The 22514-nt window shown below is 69.5% G+C and carries 8 protein-coding genes; all 8 read right to left on the reverse strand.

The annotated features are described in order from the left end of the window. Positions 1-306 precede the first annotated feature (306 nt). Positions 307-12840, reverse strand: a complete 12534-nt coding sequence (locus VQ067_RS22785; protein WP_033990864.1) for a filamentous hemagglutinin family protein — start codon at positions 12838-12840, stop codon at positions 307-309. A 199-nt stretch (positions 12841-13039) separates the two neighbouring features. Then, positions 13040-14218, reverse strand: coding sequence for a substrate-binding domain-containing protein (locus VQ067_RS22790; RefSeq protein ID WP_003085359.1), 1179 nt, complete (start codon positions 14216-14218; stop codon positions 13040-13042). 513 nt (positions 14219-14731) lie between these two features. Continuing rightward, positions 14732-15946, reverse strand: a complete 1215-nt coding sequence (gene gspF, locus VQ067_RS22795; protein ID WP_022579875.1) for a type II secretion system inner membrane protein GspF — start codon at positions 15944-15946, stop codon at positions 14732-14734. Beyond that, positions 15946-17355 carry a type II secretion system ATPase GspE gene (gene gspE, locus VQ067_RS22800; RefSeq protein ID WP_003120811.1) on the reverse strand — a complete coding sequence of 470 codons (1410 nt, stop codon included), beginning with the start codon at positions 17353-17355 and terminating at the stop codon, positions 15946-15948. The genes gspF and gspE overlap by 1 nt, the downstream gene beginning before the upstream one ends. Beyond that, a complete protein-coding gene (gene gspD / locus VQ067_RS22805; RefSeq protein WP_033990866.1) occupies positions 17352-19763 on the reverse strand; it encodes a type II secretion system secretin GspD in 2412 nt (803 codons plus the stop codon). Before gspD ends, gspE begins: the two co-directional genes overlap by 4 nt. Continuing rightward, the gene (locus VQ067_RS22810) at positions 19760-20353 is read right to left on the reverse strand and encodes a type II secretion system protein M (protein WP_009315211.1); all 594 of its coding nucleotides are present in this window, start codon (positions 20351-20353) and stop codon (positions 19760-19762) included. The genes gspD and VQ067_RS22810 overlap by 4 nt, the downstream gene beginning before the upstream one ends. Then, a complete protein-coding gene (gene gspL / locus VQ067_RS22815) occupies positions 20340-21551 on the reverse strand; it encodes a type II secretion system protein GspL (protein ID WP_023093653.1) in 1212 nt (403 codons plus the stop codon). Before gspL ends, VQ067_RS22810 begins: the two co-directional genes overlap by 14 nt. Next, positions 21548-22513 carry a type II secretion system minor pseudopilin GspK gene (gene gspK, locus VQ067_RS22820; RefSeq protein ID WP_003106847.1) on the reverse strand — a complete coding sequence of 322 codons (966 nt, stop codon included), beginning with the start codon at positions 22511-22513 and terminating at the stop codon, positions 21548-21550. Before gspK ends, gspL begins: the two co-directional genes overlap by 4 nt. Between the last annotated feature and the right edge of the window lies 1 nt (position 22514).

Below are 22514 nucleotides of genomic sequence, written 5' to 3' on the forward strand. Positions count from 1 at the left end.
CTTGCTCGAACGACACGCTCATTTCCAGCAACCGGTCAGCGCAACCGGGAAATAGCCGATTCCTTTCGTTCCCGTCCCTGCCTTTCACCACTGAATTCCGTTTTCCTTATTCACACCTGTTTGACGGCAACCCCGCCGCACCACCGAACTTTTGTCATGAAAACTTCATGCGACCGGCCGTTCGCGCGCCGCCGGCGGGGACGAACGGGCATTCACCCGAGAATCGACCAGCACCTCGGAAGTTCGCCGAAAAAAAGGCCCTCCGTGGGGAGGGCCTGGCGGGTATCGTGCCTCCGCGGCGGTGCCTTACAGGATCAGGTTGCCGCGCTCTTCATCGGTCAATTGGCTGCGCGCCTGTTCGCCGAGGGCTCCGGCGCCGAGCACCTGCACGGCGCTGTCCGGGTTGTAGCCCGGCGAACGACTGGCGCCGTCGCGCGAAGGCTCCAGGCGCTCGTTGCCGAACCCGAGCACCTGCACCGTGATCACCGACGGCATGCGCTGCCGCGCGGCGGCCTGCTGCTGGCGACTGACGTCCTCCGCCGCCTGGGTCGCGGAACTCGCCGCGGCGCTGGCGGAGGTCAACGCACCGGTATTCACCGAAGCCACCAGCGGAATGCCGCTGGACTGGCCCTGGGTCTGGATGTTCGCCGCGTTGACCACCTGCAGCGCCGCCACGTTGACGTTGCCGGAGACCCGGATGCCCGCCTCGCCGGCATCGATGGTGCCGAGCGGGGCGATCAGGTCGATGTCGCCCGGCGCCACTTCGGGAATCGGGTTGAGGGTGGCGATACCGGCGCCGGTGCTGGGCACCTGCGGCGACAGGCTGACGTTGCCCCAGGCGTCGTAGATGCGCCGCGGCGGGGTGTAGACCACGGTGGTCTTGCTGCCGCGCCCGGCGTTGATGTCGCCCTCGGCCGACCAGATCTGGATATCGCCACCGAAGGTGGTCATCACCCGGCTCTGGCCGAGCAGGATGCTGCTAAGGGCGTAGGAACGGATATTGCCAACGCCCTGGGTCACCACACCGGCGGTGGACGGCGGCGCCTCACCTTCGATACCGAATACCTGCTGCCCACCCGGGGTGAGCAACTGGATGTCGCCACCGAAGTTGGTATGCACGCCGGCACCGCCGTACATGACGATATCGCCTTCGTAGCTGATCGGATTGCCCGCCGGATCGCGCTCGGGGAACAGCGCGGCGATCGCGTTGCGCCCGCGCAAGTAGCTGCCCTGGCGCACTCCGCCGACCTCGTTGTACTCGCGGCCGCCGGCCTTGAGCTCGGCGAAGTACACCTCGCGGGCGAAGATCCGCTGCTGCTCCGCCGAGAGGCCGGCGAGGAACTCCCGCGCCTGCTGTGCGTCGCCGCTGAAGCCATAACGCCCGCTCAACCATTCGATCAATTCGTTTTCGTAGATCCGTACCACCTTGCCGGGCTGTTCCGCCAGGGGCGTTCCTGCCTGCGCCAGGTTGTCGAGCTCCAGGTAACGCCGGAGGAAGCCGGAGTAGTCCGCCTGGCTGGCGCCCGCCTGCAGGACGATGCTGGCGCCGGAGCGCGTGTCGCCCGCGGCGACCGCCCCCAGGCTGGTGACCGCCACCTCGTCGTTCATCAGCAGGTTGCGTCCGGCGCTGATCTCCAGGCTGCCCGGTCCCGCGACGTTGAAGTTGCCGTAGAGGATGTCGCGCCCCGCCTGCACCAGCGACACGTCGGTAGCCGAGGTATTGACGAACAGATTGCCGCTGCTGGCGTAGACCCCCATGTTGTCGCTCGCGGTCCGCTCGGAGCCCAACCCGGTGCCGCTGCTGACGATGTCACGGCCGGCGATCATGCGCACCGCACCATGCCCCTCGTAACGCAACTGGCCGAAACGCACATCGCTGGTCCCGGTGTAGCGCAGCAGCCGGCCACTGTCGACACCGACCAGATCACCCGCAAGGGCGTAGAAGCGCGACGGTTCCAGCGCCGCCCCCCATTCGCCGGAGACGCTGTTGGCGCCGAAGGCGAACAACGGGAAGTGGTTCGTGTCGGCGCGGCTGCCGTCGCTGGACAGGTTGTCGACCTGCCGCGTGATCCCGGTATAGCCCTGGTAGCTCGGATTCAGCGGCGTGGCCAGGCTGCCGGTGCTGGCGCCGGAACGGCTGATGCTGTAGCCGCCGGCGTAGATGGAGTCGCCGGCCAGCAGGTCGAGACGGCCCTGACTCGACGGCGCCAGGACCAGCGCGGTCCTGTCGCTGCGAGCGTTTTCGCGGAGTGTCGCGTTGCCATAATAGAGGCTGCCGGTCAGCGCCACGGCCGACAGCTTCGCCGGATAGACCAGCGCGGAATCGGTGTCCTGTTCCGTCCTACCTTGGGAAACCGGGGTCAGGTTGCCTCCCGCCGATGTCAGGTCGATCGCCGTGCGTTCGGTCCACAACGAGAAACCGCTCAGGCCGTAACCCTCGACACCGCTGGCGCTGGTATAGGGGGTGCCGTTCATCAACGGCGTCCGCCCGGGATCGACCACCCCTTGCAGCACCAGGTCACCCAGGCTGTTCAGGCTGAAGGTGGCGTCGCCCGGCACCAGCGTCGGCCCGCCGTTGGCCAGGCCGAGGGTCGAGACGAAGGGATCGTAGGCGCGCCGTTCGCCCGGAACCTGATCGCTATCCAGACGACCATAGATCAGATCGATACCACCCAGGCTCGTCGCCCGGACCTGAGCATTGCCGCGCAGGTTGACCATCGCGCCGTACAGTGAACTGCCCTGATCGAAGGGCGTCAACGGGTTGAGCGCACCGCCGATACGTACGTCCATGTCTCCGCCGCCGCTCAGGGTCAGTTGGCCATCGGCGCCTACCCGGCCGCTACCGCCCACCGCCAGCACCAGCCCCTGGCTGCGCTGCGACGTTTCCTGCGGAACGCTGGACGTGCGCGCCTCGATGACGCCCGCATCGCCCGCGACCTTCAGGCTCAGATCGCCACCGCCCAGGGTGCCGATGCCGGTGAAGCCCACCTGCTGCGTGGCGGCAGCCGCTCCATCGCCGCCCGGCTGGCGCGCATAGGTGCCGAAATTGATCCACCAGGCGGTGCGGTCGGCCGTACCGGCGGTCGAACCGCTGCCCTGGCGCCAGAGCCAGTTGCCGACGGCCGCCGAGTCGTAGCCGGCGTTGGGTACGGCGCCGGACAACCGACCCAGCACATCGCCGCGCAGATCGCCACCGACCGCCAGCGTCAGGTTGCCGCCCAGGGTCGGGTACCAAGCGCTGTAGAGGCTCTGTTCGCCGCCGTCCACCCATTGCTCGTAACCGCCCAGCGCCGGATCGCGCAGAACGCTGCCGCCGTCCCTGGCACGCGCCAGGTTGTAGCTGGAATCGACCGCGCTCGCGGTACCGGCGGTGTAGACTCCGAATGGCGAATCCATACGCAGGTTGCCGGCGGCGAACAGGTCGAGATCGCCAGTGCCGGTGCGCAGCACGCTGAAGCGCGAAGCGTAGGGTTCGGCTTCCAGCGCATAGTCGTCGCTGGACGCAGCGCACCAGGTCGGGAAATCGTCACAGATGGTCGGGTAGCCCAAAGCCTCCGGGTCCAGTGGGTCGCCCGGCTTGATGCCGGGGTCGCCCCATCCTGCCACCCCTTCCTCGGTCCACACCATGCCGCCCGAACTCGCGGCGCACCAGGTCGGGAAATCGTCGCAGATGGTCGGGTAGCCCAAAGCCTCCGGGTCCAGTGGATCACCGGGCTTGAGGCTAGGATCGCCCCAGTTATCCACCCCTTCCTGGGTCCATACCAGCCCACCACCCGCCGCCGGTATGCGCCGCATGCCGTAGTGCGTATCGGCGAGGCGCATCTGCCCGCTGGAACGCGGATCGGTCAGCCGCGGATCGGCCGCCTGCAGATCGGCGCCAGCCACCAGGCGCACGCTCCAGGACTGCGAACCGGCCGCCAGCATCGGCGCGATGGCCCAATTGTGCGAAACCGCACCGGCCGGGCGTACGTCCACCGACGCGGCGCCATCGGGCAGGCGGATATCGCTGCCAGCCGGCAGGAAGGCCCCGGCGCGCAAGGCCAGTCCACCGGCCAGACGCACGCCGTCGACTTCGTCGTTGGCCAGCGTGGCGCGGCCGGGCAGCGGCACGCCGCCCGGCCAGGTCATCCCCGTCACGGGCGTCGCCAGCGGCAGACGGCTGCCGGCGCCGAGGCGGGTGCCGGCGGGCAGGTCCAGAGCCTCGCCAAGCAGGCTGCCGGCCGGCCGGAGCAGGTTGCCGGCGGCATCCAGCAACGCTCCCTCGAGCACCGTTCCCGCCGGCAGTTGCAGTGGCTGGCTGAGCACCGCCTCGACCGGCAGCCGGGTACCGGCGGCCAGGGTCATGGCCTTGATCGGCAGTTCGAAGTTGAGCGTCTTGCCGGCCGGGAAGAAGCTGTCGTCGTCCAGCCGCACGCCAGCCGTCGGCACCACCCGATCGCCGCCCAGGTGATCCTGGCCGGCTAGCAGCAACCAGCCCTGATCGTCGTCGGTTTCCGGCGGCGGGGCGAAACCGTCGGTGACGCTGCCGTAAATGTTCAGGTCGCCGCCGGCGCGGATCGCCAGCGAACCGGCCTCGCCGGAGCCGTATACCGAGGTTTTCGCCGTCCGCGGGTTGAGACTGGCGTAGCGATGGCCCGACAGGTCCAGGTCGCCCTGCACCACCAGGTCGCCATCGGCCGTGGCGCTGACGATCTCCAGCCCGGGGCGCAGGTGGAAAGCTTCCGCGTAGGTGGCATTGTTCAATCCAGCCAGCTTGCCGTCGAGCAGGGCGCTATTGGCCAACGCCGCCTGCATGAACAGTTCGCTCTGCTGGTGCTTGCCATCCAGGTAGGCCTGGGTGATCTCCTGGTACGGCCGGCCGTTGCTCGCCGGCAGAGCGGCGACCGGCGCGTCGTCGTAGCGCTGCACGGCACTGAGGGTGATGGCGCGGGCACCAAGGATCTGCAGCGGCGCACCGGCGTCGATGGCGATATCGCCCGCCGTCGCCCCGCCCAGACGCGGCGCGTACAGGTCGAGGGTGCCGCGGGCGACGCCGTCGTTCTGCCCGGGCGCGCTTCCCGCTGCCGCCTCGGTGCCGTGGCGCAGGTCGATACGGGCACCGGCGCCGAGGCTGAGCAGCCCGTCTCCGGCGTTCAGCTCGATCAGCGCGCGGTTCGGCGAATCGATGATCTTGCCGTAGCTGTCCACCCGCAGCCGCCGCCCATGGGCATCGAGCAGCGCCTCGCCACCGATGCTCAGGCCCTGCTTGGCGGCCAGGCGGATACTGCCGACCTGCTCGCCGCTGGCGTCAAGCACGCCGTTCACGCTCAGATGGCCACCATCCAGCGACACCTCGATCGTCGAGGCCCTGACGTCGTTGCCGATGTTCAGGTCGCCCTGCTTGATCTGGAAACTGCGCGCACCGAACACCTGACCGGCATTCAGGCGCTGGTTGAGAGCGGCGAACCGGCTGTCTGGCGTACCGTCCTCGCCCAGCCGCTGGGCACGGATCTCGACGCTGCCCGCGGCGTATGGCACCAGGGTGCCGCCAGCGTCGTATTCGCCGCTGCTCGCCGCCAGGATCTGCCCTTGTAGGTCGACCACGCCGGCCGCGCTGTCCAGCGCCACCGCCGTCAGGCTACCGGCCTGGTTGTTGCTCGCCGACAGGTCGATGCGCGAAGCGCCGGCCTGGCGGATATTGCCGCCGTGGCTCAGCAGGTTGACTTCGCCACCCCAGCTGTAGCGGATCACGTCGTCGAAACGCAGCGCGCGCCCGGCTAGGTCGAGCTGGGCGCCGGCGCCCAGTTCCAGGTCCTCCTGCGCGGTCAGGCTCAACTTGCCGCTGGGCAGGCCGACGCGGGTGTCCAGCAGGAGGCTGGCGCCCTCCAGGGCCAGTTCGGCGCCCAGTGCGCCGTTGGCCAGTTCGACCGGGGTGGATGCCGCGCCGCCGCCCCCCGCGCTGACCCGCAACGCACCGCCCGCCAGCAGGCTGTTGCGCGAGCCGGCCTCGCCGGTGAGCAAGGGTGTGATCAGGTTGAGATCGCCGCCGCTGTATGCGTAGCCGCTACCAGCCCGATACTCGCCCTGGCTCTGGTAGACCGCGAGGCTACCCTTGTGGTTGGCGGTGATCCGCTCGCTGGCCGCCAGGTTGACCGTGGCGAAGCCCAGCGCCAGGCGCTGGTAACTGTCGATGGCGCTGGGCTGGCTGAAGGGACCGTAGCCGAACTCCAGGCGTTCGCTGCGGATGTCCAGCGTGCCCTGGCCACTGCCGGCGCCGCCGGTGATGACCCCGGCGGCCGGCGTCTGCGCGCCGTTCCAGATCAGGTTGGAGGTGCGGATCGAGGCGACGCTGTCGCTGTCGCCGTAGCCATAGATCGCCGGGGTGCCCAGCACCAGGCGCGACAAGCGGGAGCGACCGCTGCTCGGATCGTAGGAATCGAGGCTGACGTCGCCGTAGAAGTTGAACGCGTCGCGGGCGTTCAGCACCAGCGTCTCCAGGGGCGGCGCGCCCTCCGACGCATCACCCTGCAGCAGGCGGTCGAGCACTTGCTGGTCGAGCGCCAACCCGGTCGGCAGCACACCGCGCTCGGCCAGTTCGGCCAGCAGCGCCTGCTCGCCGACATTGAAGCCGCCCGCCGCCAGGGTCAGGTTGCGGGTGCCATAACGCACGCTGCCGTCGAGCACGAAGCGCTTGTCGGTGGCCGCGACCAGACTGCCCTCGGAATACAGCCGGGTTTCGCCGGCCACACCATCGGCAGCGGGAACGCCAAGCAGGATGTCGCCGGGACCACTGTCCGGCGTTCCGGCTTCCGGTGGCAAGACGTTCAGCACGCCGTTCGACAGGGCGAGCATGGAACGCCCTCCCGACGCATACAGGAAGCCATCCCGTGCATCGTAGGCAGCAGCCCCCCGCCCTAGGGTGACAATGGCGGCACCTTGTTCAAGGCTGATCGCCTCCCCCGGCCGATTCGCCAGGAGGAACACCTCGGGTGCGGCCAGTTCGGCGCCATTGCGCAGGACGATGCTTTGCGCGCCATCGGTGATGTCGAAGGTGACGTAATTGCCGCCTTGCCCGTAGAGCACTGCTGGCGTCGAGCCGATCACCATGCGCGCCGCACCGAAGGCGTTGAGATCGTCGGCCCGCAGCGTCACGCCCTGGAACCCCTCGCTGGCCTGCGCGCCGGCGCCGACGATCTCGATCCGCTGGTTGTTGCCCAATACCACCAGACTACCGCCATAGCCGCCTCTGGCGGCCTGGAACAGCCCGGTGCCGTCGAACGCCAGCGCATCGGCACCGCCACCGGCGAGCAGGTCAAGGCGCAGGCTGCGCGCATCCACCGGCAGCATCGGCCGCGGGATGCCACGGCGAGCAGCATCGGCCATGGCGAAGTCGCTGTAACTCGTTTCGTTGTACTGCGAATGGCGCCGCAGCACATCCGCCGGGGTCAGCAGCACCTGGCGGAACAGTTCGTCGCGCACCCCGGTGCCGACGAGGGACAACTGCCCGGCCAGCGACCAGGAGCCGCTGCGCATGAGCTGGGTGGGCGCTGCCCGTCCCAGCCCGGCCTGGCCGTTGAGTTCGACCCGGTACGCGCCGGGCAGCAGGGCGTAGGTCGACGGCAACAGGGTGTAGGTTCCCGCCGACAGGCCGGGCACGCCGCTACCGATGCTGATCTGCTGGCCGACCAGCGGGTCGACGGCGCCGCCTTCGGCGGCCACCGGCGCGATGCGCTGAACCCCGGGCACAATGGCGTAGATCGGATTGTCGGCCAATCCCGGCAGGTCGAAGCGGCCCTCCTCGTCGAAACGCACCAGCGGGTTGTAGCGCGCATCGGTGGAGCCACCGCGGCCGGAAACGAAACCGGCGCCGAGCAGTTCGCCGCCGCCGGAAAGATCCAGCGTCGCTCCGGACGCCACCCGTACGGAGCGGCCACCCAGGTCGACCCCGGTATCCATTATCCCCCTCTCGTTGAAGCTACCGCCGACGCCGGTCAGGGCGATTTCCTCCCCGGCATAGCGCCAGACCTGGCCGTCTACCGTGCCGCCGTAGGGCAAGGTCAGGCCGGCGCCGCTGACCGAGGTCAGGCTGCCAGACAACAACTCGACCTTGTCGGCGTTCTGGCCGATTTCCAGATAGCCCAACGGAGCGCGCACGACGCCGCCCTGAACGACGCTCGCCGCCCCCAGCGACAAGCGACCGAAGACCGCCAGAGGCTGCTCTGGCGTCGTCGCGTCGCTGCGCTCGATACGCAAGCTGCGCGCCGGGTCGAACGCCACAGCGGCGCCATCGGCCTGGTAGCCGTAGCCGGCGAGAATCCGCGCGCCCGCCCCGGTGCCCGGATAGAGCTGCGCAGCGCGGATGAGCAGATCGCCGCCACTGAGCACCTGGGTGTTGATGCGCTCTACGGGCGTCGCGTTCCCCGCCAGCAAACGCATGTCGCCCGTGCTGGACAGCTCGACCCGGTCGAAGCCACGCCGGTCAATCGTCTGCGTCCCGCCACTGGCGTCGCGGAAACTGCCACGCGAGCCGAAGACCAGGCTGTCGCGGATATCCAGCACCTGCGCGCTGGCTTCGAAGAGCGCCTCGCTAGGTTGCCTGGAAACCTCGAACAGGCCGGTCGACAGCGGCTGGGTTTCGTTGTTCTCCGCCGCTTCGTTGACGAATGCTCCCGCCAACAGCAGGGACGGTGCCGACAACCTGACCCGGCTATCGCCGGCGGCGCCTTCGCCAAGCCCCAATGCCCCGCTGTAGAGGCGCAAACGTTGCGCCAGGGACAGCTCCAGATCGCCGGCGAAACTCAGCAGGCCGTCGCTGAACAGGGTCAGGTCACCGAACCCGCCATCCTGTACCTGGCTCGCCGCCAGGCGGCCATGGCCATAGGCATAGTCTCGCCCTTCCCCGGCGGCTTCGCGCTGCTGGCCGACGATCAGCTCGCGCGGGCGCAGCACCTGGTCGGTCGCCAGGCTGGTCAGGTAGTTCGGCGTGGCCAGCGCCAGCGTCAGGCTGCCGGCGGCGGCACCTTCCCCGCCGGCGAAGGCGCGCAGGTCGCCATCCAGGTACAAGCCATTGGCCGACGCCAGGGAGATACTGCCGCCGGCGCTGCTGACCCGGGTCTGGCCGACTCCGGGCACGTCCAGAAGCGCCTGGGTGCCGGAGGCATCCAGCAGGCTTCCCGGGCGCAGGTCGATGAACAGTTCGGCGGCATCGGCCTTGCCGCTGGCATGTTCGACCGTGCCGCCGATGACGATGCTGCCACCATCGACCACCTGGCCGTAGCGCCGCCCCTGGAAGTCCAGCGCGGTCGCAGCGCGTGCGGCGACATCGAGCACACCCTCCTCGCCAACGCGGATGGCGCGCTGGTGGCCGACGCTCTCGACCTGATCGCGCACCGGATCGGGCAACGCCACGCTGCCCAGTTCGATCGAGCCGCCCCAGGCGTTCAGGCGACCATCGACGTTCAACTGGCCGACGCTGCGCAGCTCGATGCGCTGGCCGGGATCGACCTCCAGCAGGCTGCCATGACCGATGTCGAGGACGCTGTCGGCCACCTGCCCGGCACCACTCTGGCGGCTGCCGGCCTGCAGGAACAGGCTGGCGCCGGGACGCTGGCGCAGTTCGCCGTCGGCCGGCCGCTCCTCGTATAGCGGCGTCAGCCAAGGCTCCAGCGCGAGCAGCGGGTCGGCGCCGCTGGCGACGCTGATGGCGTCGTCGCGGAAACGGTACAGCGGACGCAGCACCTTCACCTGTGCGCCTTCCGCCACTTCCAGTCCCTGCTCGCCGATCACCTGATAACTGGCGAAGCCCTTGTCGAAGAACCCGGCGGCCAACGCCAGGGTGCCGTCCTGCGCCGCCGCGCCAATGCTCACCCGCGGCGCCTGGACGCTCAGGGTGCCGGCGCCGGCGACGCCATGGCCGGCCAGTTCACCGCCCAGTTGCAGGCGGCCGTCACCTGCCGCCGAGCCGGTGTTGGCCGACAGCGTCAGGTCGCCGCCCTTGCCGCCCACCTGTTTGCCATCGGCGAGCAGCGCGGCCCCGGACGACACGTCGATCCGGCTGCCATCGCCCAGCGACAGGTCGCCGCTGCTACGCAGGGAAATCCGCCCGCCGTCGAGATAAGCTCGGTCGGCATCCACGCCGCCCTGCATCTGGTTGCTCCAGAGGCCACGCGCATCCAGCGTCACGCCATCGCCCAGGGTCAGGGCGGCACGTTGGCCGGCGGCGGGGGTGAGATAGGTATCGATCCGCTCGCCACGGGCCACCTCCACCTGCTCCAGCACGTTGCCCAGGCGCAAACTGCCGGCGCGCGCCGTGAGGTCGGCGTTCACCTCGACCTCGGGCGCGTACAGGACGATCTCGCCGCCATCGCCGACCTGCAGGGCATTGTCCACCGCGATCCGCTCACGGGCGGCCACGCGCAGCACCCCCAACTCGAAACCCGACAGCCGTTCGCTGTCGAGCAGGAGGACGCCCCGCTGTTCCTCGGCCAGCGCGGTATCCAGGTCCAGGTTCGCCGCCAGCGGCTCGCCGCCATCGGCCAGGCGCACCTGCTGCAGGGTCGGCGCAAGGTTGTACAGCACGTTGCCGCTGGCACTTTCGTAGCGCGGGGTATAGCTGCCCACGATCAGCTCGGCGCCGCGCGCCACTGCGTTCTGCGCCTGCTGGTAGCCATCCGCCCCCGGCTGCGGCGCGCGCACCTGGCGCTCGCCCTGGAATACCTTGCCGAGCAGGTCGCCCTCGAGCACCGCCGAAGCGGTGCCGACCACCAGGCGGCCAGCATCGCGGCCGACCATGTAGCCGCTCTCGTAACGGCTTTGCGGGGCGATCAGCGGATTGTAGAAATAGCGCGTCTGCCCCCAGCGCGGGCTGCTGTCCTCATAGCCGCGGTAGATGCCCTCGTAGAGCAGGTCGCCGGGGGCGCGGGAGATTTCGTAGAGACGTCCGTCGCTGCCCTTGAGCCAGGTCTGCCGGATCAGGCCGCCCTGCACATCGAGGGTCCCGCCGGAGAGGTTGACCGTCGAGCCGGGCTGGCTCACCAGTTCGCCGCCGGTGAAGGTCAGGGTGCCGCCCTGGGCCATCCACTCGCCGGCCGAATGGTTGCGCGTGCCAAGGTAGCCACCCAGTTCCAGCAGGCCGCCGGCGGTATACCAGCGATCGGTGGCGTAGCCGTTGGTGCCGGCCGGAACCAGGACCAGTTCGCGGGCATCGACCCAGACATCATTGCTGGCCAGTCCGCCGCCGTCGCGGTTGACCGGCGCGTCGCGCTGCTCGTTGCCCTGGACATTGATCTGGATGTTGTTGCTTTCCATCGCCACCTTCACCCCGACGGCGCCGGCGACGTCCACCTGCGCGCCGTCGCGCAGCAGGCTCCGGCCCGCCGCGCTGACCGCCACCTGGCCGCCGCTGGCCAGGGTCAGCGAGCCGCCCTGGAAATCCACGCTACCGCCGCTGATGATCTCGACCCGCGACTGCTCGCTGCGATCGGCGACCCGGCTGAGGTTGTCGAAACGACCGATCACGTTGTTGGTCGGCGTGGTGCCATCCAGCGCCTGCTGGGCGGCATCGCGCTGGCTGTCGAGGGCGCCGGCGCCGCTGGCGTCGACCAGCACCGCGGTGGTGCTGCCCTCGCCCAGGACCACGCTGCCCCTGGCGTCGCTGGCCGAGTTGAGCAGGTGGATGGTGCCGCGCACGTCGGTTGAGCTACTGGACAGGGCGACGCCCTCCTGGCGGACCTGGCGCCCGGTCAGGGTGATGTCGCCGGTGGCGGCCTGGATCAGCCCCTGGTTGACCACCCGGCCGGCGGCGCTGTCAGCGGCCAGGGAGGTGGCCACTTCATTGCCGCGGGTGGTGGAGCGCAGGTTGCCATCGGTGCCGACGCCACGGCGAATGTAGAAGCTGTCGCCCGCCGCCAGGGTGGTCTGGCCCTTGGGCGTGACGATCTGCCCGGCGTTCTCCACCTCGCTGCCGAGCAACAGCACGTAGCCGCCCGCCGCGGTGGAGCTGGCCGGATTGGCGGTCTGCAGCAAGGCGCCCTGCTCCACCCGCACCGCGCCGGCGGCGTCGGTGAAGCTCGGCTGGCTGCCGTTGGCGTCGAAATACAGGCCGCGTTCGCGGAACTGGCTGTCGCTGATGCTGGCGGCGGCAGCCACCAGGTTGCGTACGTTGACCTGGCTGCTGCCGCTGAACACCACACCGTTGCGGTTGGCCACCATCACCGTGCCGTCGGCCTTGATCTGGCCCTGGATCTGGCTCGGCCGGGCGCTCGGGTCGTTGACCCGGTTGAGCACCGCCCAGTTGCTCTGCTGGTCGAACTGCAGGGTGGTCTGCCGACCGATGTTGAAGGTTTCCCAGTTGAGGATCGCCCGATCCGCGGTCTGCTCTACCGTCACCGTGGTACGCCCGTCGGCCTGCGACTGCACTGGCGCCTTGGCGTTCTGCCAGGCCTGCTCGAAAGGCAGGGAAGCGTCCACTTTCAGGCCGCCCTCGCCCAGGCCGTCCGGGATGTCCGTCGGCGCCGCCAGCGCAGCCTGGCGTCCCGCCGCCTGGGCGGCCTGCTGCGCGGCGATGGCCGCCACGGTGTTGTTGAGGTTTTGCAGCGAACGCTGCAACTGCTGGTTGACCTTCTGCTGCTGGGCCAGCGGCGGTGGCGTCATGCCCGGCAACTGCGCGCCCGGACGCGCCGCCCCGGCGCTCTGCTGGGCGCCCTTGGCGGCGAACCAGGCGGCGCTGAACGGCTGGGAAGCCTGGGCGCCACCTGCAACCATGAGCAAGGCGATGATCTGTGCCAGCGGTTTCAGCCGCGGCAAGCCGCCATCGAGCGAAACGGTGACGGGGGACGACGGCACGAACGGACGAGACGGCATGACGCGAGATTCCTTGGGCGTGTTCAACTCGACGCGTCGGCTTGCCAACGCGCATTCCTGATAGAAAGACAGCCCGCAACAGGGCGGGCCGAAGTCTTGTCACGGAAAGTTCATGGAAAGCGGCTAAGCGCCGGAAAAAAAGAAACCGGCAGTGCTTGCGCACCGCCGGTCTCCGCTATCGCCCGTGGACTGGAGCGTCTTAGAGCGGACGGCCGATGCCGTTGCAGACGTTGGAATGGCCGATGTACAGGTTGTTGGTGGAGGTCAGGAACGACTGGCGTACGGCAAGCTTCCAGGAAGCCGGCAGCGGCACGAAGCGATGGTTGGTGATCGCAGTGTCGTTGTTGACGCTGGCGCCGTAGTGACGGGTGAAGAAGTCGCGCACCTGCTGGGTCTGGGTAGCGTCGGCGTAGCACTGGCTGAAGATCAGGTTGGTGAAGCCGAGGATCGGATAGCCGGTGGTCGGATACGGACGGACGCTCGGATCGGTCGCACTGGCAGTGGCGGCGAAGACCGGCACCCAGTTGTTCGGGTCTGAACGCTGTGCGGTGGTCGGCGGGGTAACGGCACCGATGGCTGCCGAGACGTTGGCCGGAGCCGGCGATACGCCGCGCACCTGGGCGACCTTGGTGGCGTCGTCGAGGCCGGCCAGCGTCGGCGCGGCGAAGTCCGGGCTCATATAGGTGATGCGGCCTTCGGCGGCGTTGAGCGTATTCATCACGGCCTGGCTGCCCTGGGCCGATACGGCGCCAGCCGGCAGGCCGCCGGAGAAGCTGTTACCGAAGCTGGTGGTGATGGCGAAGGTGCCACCTTCGAGGGCGCTGGAGCAAGAGGCGTTGAGGAAGCGGGTGAACAGTTCGGTAGTGCCGCTGCTCTCGGAACGGTAGACCACTGTGATGGCGCCGCTACGGCCCGAGCCAGGAATCTGACTCCAATCGGTCAGACGGCCGGAGAAGACACCGCAAAGGGTGTTCACGTCTGCGAAGTTGACGGCGTTGCTACCTGACTTGTTGAACGGCAGAGCGACCGAAGTGGCTACCGACGGCACCTGGATCAGCGGACCCCAGGCGGAGCCATGGGCGCTCAGATAGGGGTTGGTTTCGTTGGTCTTGCTCAGTTTGGAGTCGCTACCAGCCCAATGCACGTTCTTGTTGGTAGTGCCGGCGACGAACTTGGTGTAGTCGTTGTTCAGGAAGGCCGCCTTGCCGTTGCCGCTGCCTACGCCGATGTAGGCGGCGAAGCCGGCGGTCAGGACGCCGGGCTCCTGGTACAGCTGTTGCGGCAGGGTGGCGCCACCGCCGTTGATTTCGGCCATGGCTTGGGCGGATACGAGGGCGGCCACGCTCAGCGAGGCAGCGATCAGAGAGCGCTTGAACATGAAGAATCTCCTTTCATCGTGGTGTTGGTACGTTGAGGAAGTCGTCTTGCATGAGGCGGCGCCGTGCTTGCCGGGCTTTGCATCCCTAGCCGGTCGAAGGGGCCGCTGGGGATAAAACTCGCAAGTTCCGGTGACAGATCGGGGAAAAAATCTCGGGAGCATCGAATTGTTTTCGCAGCCTTTCCTCGGGTGTTCGCAGGCTCTGCGCCGGGCCTTTTCGCGGGACCTGCGAGGTTCCGCGAGCGCCTCCCGGCGGCCGGCCCGCGACGGCCATGGCGCGCCCTCGGGGCAACCTCGCTGAAACATGCACCCGAGCCCTGGCGAGAGGCCACACGGGTTGATGACAGCGAGAGGAAGGCCTGCTTGCACAGGCCCCTCCCGTAGGGCGGATTACGCCAGCGGCGTTATCCGCCGATACCTCTCTTCGGAAGACTGCTGAGACGCCCCATCCCCACGGCGGATAGCCGCGAGCGGTTAATCGCCCAGCACGGGAAGGGCTTGTTCAGGCACGGACTACTGGACCAGTTGGTTCATCTCGATGATCGGCATCAGCACCGCCATCACGATGGTCAGCACCACCCCGCCCATGACCACGATCATCAGCGGCTCGAGCAACGCGGTCATGCCCATGGCGCGGCGCTCGATGTCGCGCGACAGGGTCTGCGCCGCGCGGTCGAGCATCGGCGGCAGCGCACCGGTCTTCTCGCCGCTGGCGATCAGGTGGGTGAGGATCGGCGGGAATACCTGCCGCGTGCGCAGCGCCGAGGCCAGCGAGACACCTTCGCGAACCTGCGCGGTGGCCTCCTCCACCGCCTGCGCGAGGCAGTCGTTGGCCAGCGTCTGGCGCGCCGCATCGAGCGCGCGCAGCAGCGGTACGCCAGCGCTGCCGAGGATCGCCAGGGTGGAGGCGAAGCGCGCGGTATTCACCCCGAGCACGAAGCGTCCGAGCAGAGGCAGGCGCAGCACTCGCCGGTGCCAGCCGAGCCGCGCCTGCGGGTCGCGCAGGTACAAGCGCCAGCCCCAGTAAGCGCCACCGATGGCGCCGGCGCAGAGCCAGCCCCAGGCGCGCACGAAGTCGCTGGCCTGGAGCATCGCCCGGGTCAGCGCCGGCAGATCCTGGCGCGCCTGGGAGAAGGCGCTGACCACCTGCGGCACCACGTAGCCGAGGAGGAAGATGACGATGCCGATGGAGACCACGCCGACCACCGCCGGGTAGATGAACGCGGTGAGGATCTTGCCGCGCAGGGCGTTGCGTTCCTCGATGTAGTCGGCCAGGCGCTCCATCACCTGGGCCAGGTCGCCGGACTCCTCGCCCGCCGCCACCAGCGCCCGGTAGATTTCCGGGAAGTCCCGCGGCCGTGCGGCAAGGGCGTCGGCCAGGCGCATGCCGCCGCGCACGTCGCTGCGCACGGCGCTCAGGGTCTGGGCGATGTGCTTGCGCTCGGCCTGGTCGAGGGTGGCGCTCAGCGCCGCCTCCAGCGGCAGGCTGGCGGCCAGCAGGCTGGCCAGCTGGCGGGTGGCCCAGGCCAGGTCGCCGTCGGACAGGCGCGGGGCGAACAGCGCGCCCGCCCCTTGCCCGGCCCCGCCGCCGGCCTGCTCGCGGACCTCCAGCGGAGTCAGGCCGCGGGCGCGCAGTTGGCCGAGGGCGCCACGCTGGCTGTCCGCCTCCAGGGTGCCGGTCTCGATCCGGCCCTGGGCGTCGGCGGCTTCGTAGCGGAAGGTCTGCATCAGGCGTCCCGGGTCACGCGGAGGATTTCCTCCAGGGTGGTGGAGCCGCTGGCGATCCAGCGCTCGCCGTCCTCGCGCATGCTGCGCATGCCGGCGGCGCGGGCGGCTTCGCGGAGATCCTGCTCGGCGCGGCCCTGGTGGACCAGGCGGCGGATCTCGTCGTCGATCACGAACAGCTCGTGGATGCCGGTGCGCCCGCTGTAACCGGTCTGGTTGCAGGCAGGGCAGCCAACCGCGCGCCAGCCGCCGTCCTCTTCGACCCGGCAATGCGTGCACAGGCGCCGCACCAGGCGCTGGGCGAGTACGCCAAGCATCGACGAGGCGAGCAGGAACGGCTCGACACCCATGTCCACCAGCCGGGTCACCGCCGACACCGCGTCGTTGGTGTGCAGCGTGGCCAGCACCAGGTGCCCGGTGAGCGAGGCCTGCACGGCGATCTGCGCGGTTTCCAGGTCGCGGATCTCGCCGATCATGATGATGTCCGGGTCCTGCCGGAGGATCGCCCGCAGGGCTACGGCGAAGGTCATGTCGATGCGCGCGTTGACCTGGATCTGGCTGATCCCCGGCAGGTCGTACTCCACCGGGTCCTCGACGGTGAGGATGTTGCTGGTGCTGGCGTCGAGCCGCGCCAGGGCGGCGTAGAGGGTGGTGGTCTTGCCGCTGCCGGTGGGCCCGGTGACCAGCACGATGCCGTGCGGCTGGCGGATCAGGTTGTCCAGCGGCGCCAGCACGCCCGGGGCCATGCCCAGAGTCTCCAGCCTCAGGCGTCCGGCCTGCTTGTCGAGCAGGCGCATCACCACCCGTTCGCCGTGGCCGGTGGGCACGGTGGAGACGCGAATGTCGATCGGCCGCCCGGCTACCCGCAAGGCGATGCGGCCATCCTGGGGCAGGCGTTTCTCGGCGATATCCAGCTGCGCCATGATCTTGATCCGCGACACCAGCGCCGCGTGCAGCGCCTTGCGCGGCGCAACCACGTCGCGCAGGGCGCCGTCGACGCGGTAGCGCACCACCGAATGGGTCTCGAAGGGCTCGATGTGGATGTCGCTGGCCTCATCGCGCGCCGCCTGGGTCAGCAGCGCGTTGATCATGCGGATCACTGGCGCGCCATCCTGGGTGTCGAGCAGGTCAGTGACCTCGGGGATATCGTCCATCAGGCGGTCGAGGTCGACCTCGCTCTCCGCCGCGCCGACCACCGCCGCGGCGCTGCCGGTATCGGAGTAGGCGCTGGCCAGCAGGGTGTCGAGTTCGTCGTCGCGGACGCTCTCCAGGCTGGCCAGCGCATGCCGCTGGCGCACCTCGCTGATCGCCCAGCCGGGCGTGCGCGGGCTGACCAGCAGGGTCGCGCCATGCTCGCCCGGCCGCAGCAAGGCGCGCTGCGCCTTGGCCCAGGCGTAGGGCAGCAGGCTCATAGCGGCGCCGCCTCGCCCAGCGGTACCGCGCGCAGCGGCCGCGGACTCGGGCGCAAGTCGTAGGCGGCCTGCGGGATGCCCTGCTGCGCCGGCGGCAGCACCGGAGCCTGCATGTCGCCGACGCTCCAGTCGTGGCGCGGCTGCACGCGCTGCTGGGCGCGGCGGATGAAGTCGTAGCGGTTGAGGGTGATGCTGCGCCCGGCGGCGGCGTCGCGGACGATGTAGGGACGCAGGAAGACCATCAGGTTGGTCTTGGTCCGCGAGCGCTTCTGGTAGCGGAACAGCGAGCCGACGCCGGGGAGGCTGGAGAGTCCGGGAACGCCGTCGGTGTTGTCCTGCACGTTGTCCTGCAACAGGCCGCCGAGGACCATGATCTGGCCGTCGTCGAGGAGGATGCTGGTATCGATCGCGCGCTTGTTGGTGACCACCCCGGCGGCGGTGCTGGCGCGCTCGTCGACGCTGCTGACCTCCTGGTAGACGTCGAGCTTGACCGTTCCTCCCTCGGAGATCTGCGGACGGATGTTCAGCTTCAGGCCGACGTCCTCGCGCTGGATGGTCTGGAACGGGTTGTTGCTGGTACCGCCGCCGTCGGTGACGTACTGGCCGCTGACGAAGGGTATGGTCTGGCCGACCATGATGCTCGCCGACTCGTTGTCCAGGGTCAGCAGGTTCGGGGTCGACAGGACGTTGGTGCCGCCGCGGCTCTTCAGCGCCCGGGCGAGCACCTTGAGGTCGAGGATCTTGCCGATCCCGGGGATGTCCACGGTGCCATCCACCAGGCCGATGTTGAGCCCCTTGGGCAACACGTCGATGGTGTTCTTGCCGGCCGTGTTCAGCGCCGACTGGCCGAAGTTGACCCCGCCGAACACGCCGTTGCCGCCGAGGTTGCCGGCCTGCCACTGGATGCCGAACTCGCTGGAGTCGTCTTCGCTGACCTCGACGATCAGGCTTTCGATCACCACCTGGGCGCGGCGCTGGTCGAGCAGGTCGATGACTTCGCGGAGGTTGCGGTACAACGGCTCGGGTGCGGAAATCAGCAGGGTGTTGGTGGTGGCGTCGGCCTGTACGGTGACCCCGCCGGCGGAGAACGCCGAGTTCTCCTCGCCCATCGCACCGGGTCCGGCGCCGCCCTGGCCGCTGCCCATCGCACCATAGGCGCCGCCGCTGCGGTTGCTGCCGCCCAACCCGCTGGAACCGCTGCCCGTGGTATTGCCGCTGCTCCCCAGGCCCTGGCTACCAGTACCGCTGTTGCCGCCACCGAGCATGCCGCCGCCGCTCAGGCGCGCGCGCTGCTGGTCGCCCTCGTTGCCCTCGCCGCCGCTGTCGCCGGTGATCAGCCCGCGCAGGGCCTGGGCCAGGCGGGTCGCCTGGGCGTTGCGCAAGTAGACCACATGGAGGTTGCCGGGATTGCTTTGCACGCTGTCCAGCTTGCCGATCAGGTCGCGCGCCAATTGTGTGCGCTCGGGGCTCGGCGAGCGGATCACGATGCTGTTGGAGCGTGGGTCGGCGAGCACCACGGTCTTCTGGCCCTGCTCGGCGCCGCCGCTGCCCTGGCTGTCGAGCAGTTCGGAGACGGTGCTGGCGATGTCCACCGCGATACCGTTCTGGATCGGCACCACGTCGATGTCGCTGGCGCTGGGGATGTCGATGCTGGCGATGATCCCGGCGACCCGGTCGAGGTTTTCCGCGTAGTCGGTGACCACCACGGTGTTGTTCCCCGGATAGGCATTGATCGGGTTGTTCTGCGCGACGATCGGGCGCAGCACCGGGATCAGGTTCACCGCGTTCTCGTAGCGCAGGCGGAAGGTCCGCGTGACCATGCCGTTGGCCGCCGGCCGGTCGGCGCCGTAGACCGGCCCGCCGAGCAGCTTGGCGTCGGCCTCCGGCACCACCTGGCTGACCCCGTCGACGTCGACCACGCTGAAGCCCTGCATGCGCAGGGCGCTGGTGAGCATGCGGTAGGCGGTGCGCGCCGGTACCTGGCCTTCGGAAACCAGGGTCAGCTTGCCCTTCACCCGCGGGTCGACCAGGAACTGCCGGCCGGTGGCGCGCGACAGCGCGCGCACCACCGCTTCCACCTCGGTATCGACGAAATTCAGGCTGACCGGCTGCTCGCCGAGTTCGGCCGCTGCCGCTGAGACCGGAGCCACGGCACCGGAGCGCGCTACGCCGCGCCCGGCACTCAGCGCGCGGCGGGCCTGCTCGGCCTGGGGCCGCTCGCGGACGTCGGCGCTGCGCAACGGCGCACCGGAGCGGACACTGCTCAGCGGCCGGCCGACTTCCTCGTCGGCCGGGGGCACGCCGGGGACCTTCGGCGTCTCGCTACACGCCGCGACCAGCAGCGCGCCCAGCGCCACGCCCAGTACAGGCCAACGACGCCGGGCATGGTGGAAAGCTGATTGCCTCATGGGGAATCCTTGGGAGCGGAAGTCGACTGCAAATGGATCGAGGCGGACACCAGCCCGCCGGACGGCTCGCTCGAAGAGCCAGAGCGCTCCTCGGAAGGAGCGTCAAGACGCGTCACCTGCGCCTCGCTGACGCTCAGGCGCAACGCCGCCGGACTGCGCGCCAGCCAGCGCAGCAAGGCCTCGCCGGACACGCTGGCGAAGTCCAGTTGCCATTGGCCCGGTTGCGGGGCGTCCAGTTGGAAACCGTCGAGTCCCTGATCGCGCAGGCTGCGACGGATCGCCTCGGCGTCCGCCGTACCGCTCAGGGTCGGACCGCGCAACGCCTCGACCTCGCGCAACACGCCGTCCACCGCCGCGGCCTGCGCACGCAGGCGCGGCAGCTCGGCTTGCCAATGCTCGATCCGCGCCAGCGGCGGATCGATGAACACTTGCCAGGTCAGCGCCAGGCATAGCGCCAGGCCACCGCCGGCGAGAATCTTGCGCTCGCGCGGCGCCAGTTGCCGCCAGTAGGCCTGCAGCCGCAGCAGCAGGGGACTCCAGCGCTGCGCCGGGGTATTCAGCAGGCCCGCCAGGCGCTTATTCATCTTCATCGGCAGCCGCCTCGGCAGTGCCACTGTCTGCCGCGCCAGCGGCCGGCGCTGGCGGCGCTTCCATGGCGCGCACCTGCCAGCCCTTGTCGGAGGCATCGGCCTGCAACCCGTGCTTGCCCAACTCGCCCTGCCAGGCAGCGGCATCGCCGCCTGGCGGTCCCGGCAGCAGCTCCAGGTCCAGTTCGCCGGCGTGGTAGTCCAGTCGTTGCAGGCGTCCGGCGAGGAACGGCATCGCCTCGCCGGCGCCATGCAGCAGCGCGGCCAGCCCCGGTACGGCATCGCCATCGGCCTTGCCGGCCAGATAGGCGTCGCGTCGCTCGCGAGCCTGGCGCAACGGATCGAGCACCACCGGCAGTTCCGGGAAGGCCTGCTGCACGCGTTGACTGCTCTGCCGTTGCAAGGACTGGCCCTGCCCGGCCAGTTGCCCGGCGTACAGGTTCAGACCGGCGACCCACACCAGCAAGGCCAGGGCAGCGCAGAACAGGGGCATCTTCCAGGTGCCGTTGCCGGCGCTCGTCGCCGGCGCTTTCAGCGCCAATCCCCACGGACTGGCGGGCCCGCTCCAGCGCAGCGCTTCGTCCAGCATCTCGGCCCGCTCCAGGGCTGCGGAGCGCCACGCCGGACGCTCGCCCAGCCAGAACAGCCGCAACTCCTGCGGGACCTCAGCGAGGCCCTGCTCCGGCAAGGGATGGACCACAGCGTCGCTCAGCGAGCGGCGCAACAGCAGATGGCCGTCCCACTCGCCGGCCACCCAAGCGTCATCGCGCAACGGCAGGAGGAACGGCGCGGCCTGCACCTCCCGCACGTCGAGCCGCAGCCGCTGCACGGCCTGCTCCAGCGAGGCCAGCGCCGACGCCTCCAGCCACCCCAAGGTCAGGCGCCCGTCGGCACCGCGCGGGCCGTGGGCCAGGCGTAGCTGCGCCGGATCGCCGAGGACCAGCGCCTCGGCCGCGCAGTTCACCGCGGCGGCGAGCTTCGCCGCAGGCAGCGCCGGCAGTTCGAGACTGACCAGGCGGCAATCGCGCGGATGCAGGAACAGCGCCACCGGCAATCCCTGGCGCCGCCGCGCCAGTTCCGCGAGCGAGACCTCGATTCGTTCCTGCACCGCGCCGCGCGCATCCAGGCGCAAACAATGCAGCGGCGCCGCCTCGGCGAACTCGTTCAGCGGCGGCAGCAGGCAACGCCAGGCGGCCTTCATGAGCCCACCCTCATCCAGTTGACCGCCGTGCTTTCACCGGCCTTGCGCTGCACCAGGGCTTGCAGGCGCACCTCTTGCCGGTCGCGCCGAGCATAGGCGGTGAGCAGGAACCAGTCGCTGGTGATCCCGACCTTCACCGACTGCGCCTGCAATTGCGGCATGTTCAGGCGGTTGACGAAGTCGCCGCGATTGAGGAACCAGCGGCCCCGGTCGCGCTCGCCGAGCACCCGCCGCGCCTGGTCCAGCCCGAGGCCGGGGACACAGGCGGCGAGCACTTCGGCGCGCGCGGTGTTGCCGTTGATCCAGGTGGTTTCGGGCAGGATGGTGACGTAGGGCCGCAGGCGCTCCAGGGTCGCCGGCGGAATGCCCAGCCGCGCCAGGTCGTCGAGACGCCTGAGCGCCGGCATGCGCGCCGGAAGCGCACGCAACACGGCGCCCGGCGAAGTCTCGCGGCCGCTGTCGAAGCCTGCGGGTTGCGTCTCGGCCGGCGGCGCTTCGGCGGGCAGCCGTGCATAGGAATCGAGTACCCGCTCGACGATCAGCCGCGTCTCCTTCGGGCGCACGCCGAGCAGACCGGCGAGGCGTTCGAAGTTCGCTCGCTCCTGGAGATCGGGGCGCTGGTCGACCAACAGGTTGCGCAGGTTGAACTTGCCCTGCTCGTCTTCCAGTTGGCCGTTGAACGGCAATTCGGCGCTGCTCAGACGCAAGCCACGCATCGGTTGCGCCCAGCGCTGGTCGAGGCGGGTCAGCGGGTCGCGGCGGCTGTCCTCGAGCAGCAACTGGCGGCTCCATTCCAGGCCGCCGCGCAGCATCCAGCCGGCCTGGATGCGTAGCTGCTCGCTTTCCAGGGCGCGGATGAATGCGCTCTGGCGGGCGATCAGGCCGGCGGCTATGACCGCAACCACGGTGACGATCAGCAGCGCGCTGATGATCGCCATGCCGCGCTGGCGATGACCGTTCATG

The sequence above is a fragment of the Pseudomonas sp. KBN12P06040 genome, from assembly GCF_037574965.1.
GTDB lineage: Bacteria > Pseudomonadota > Gammaproteobacteria > Pseudomonadales > Pseudomonadaceae > Pseudomonas > Pseudomonas aeruginosa.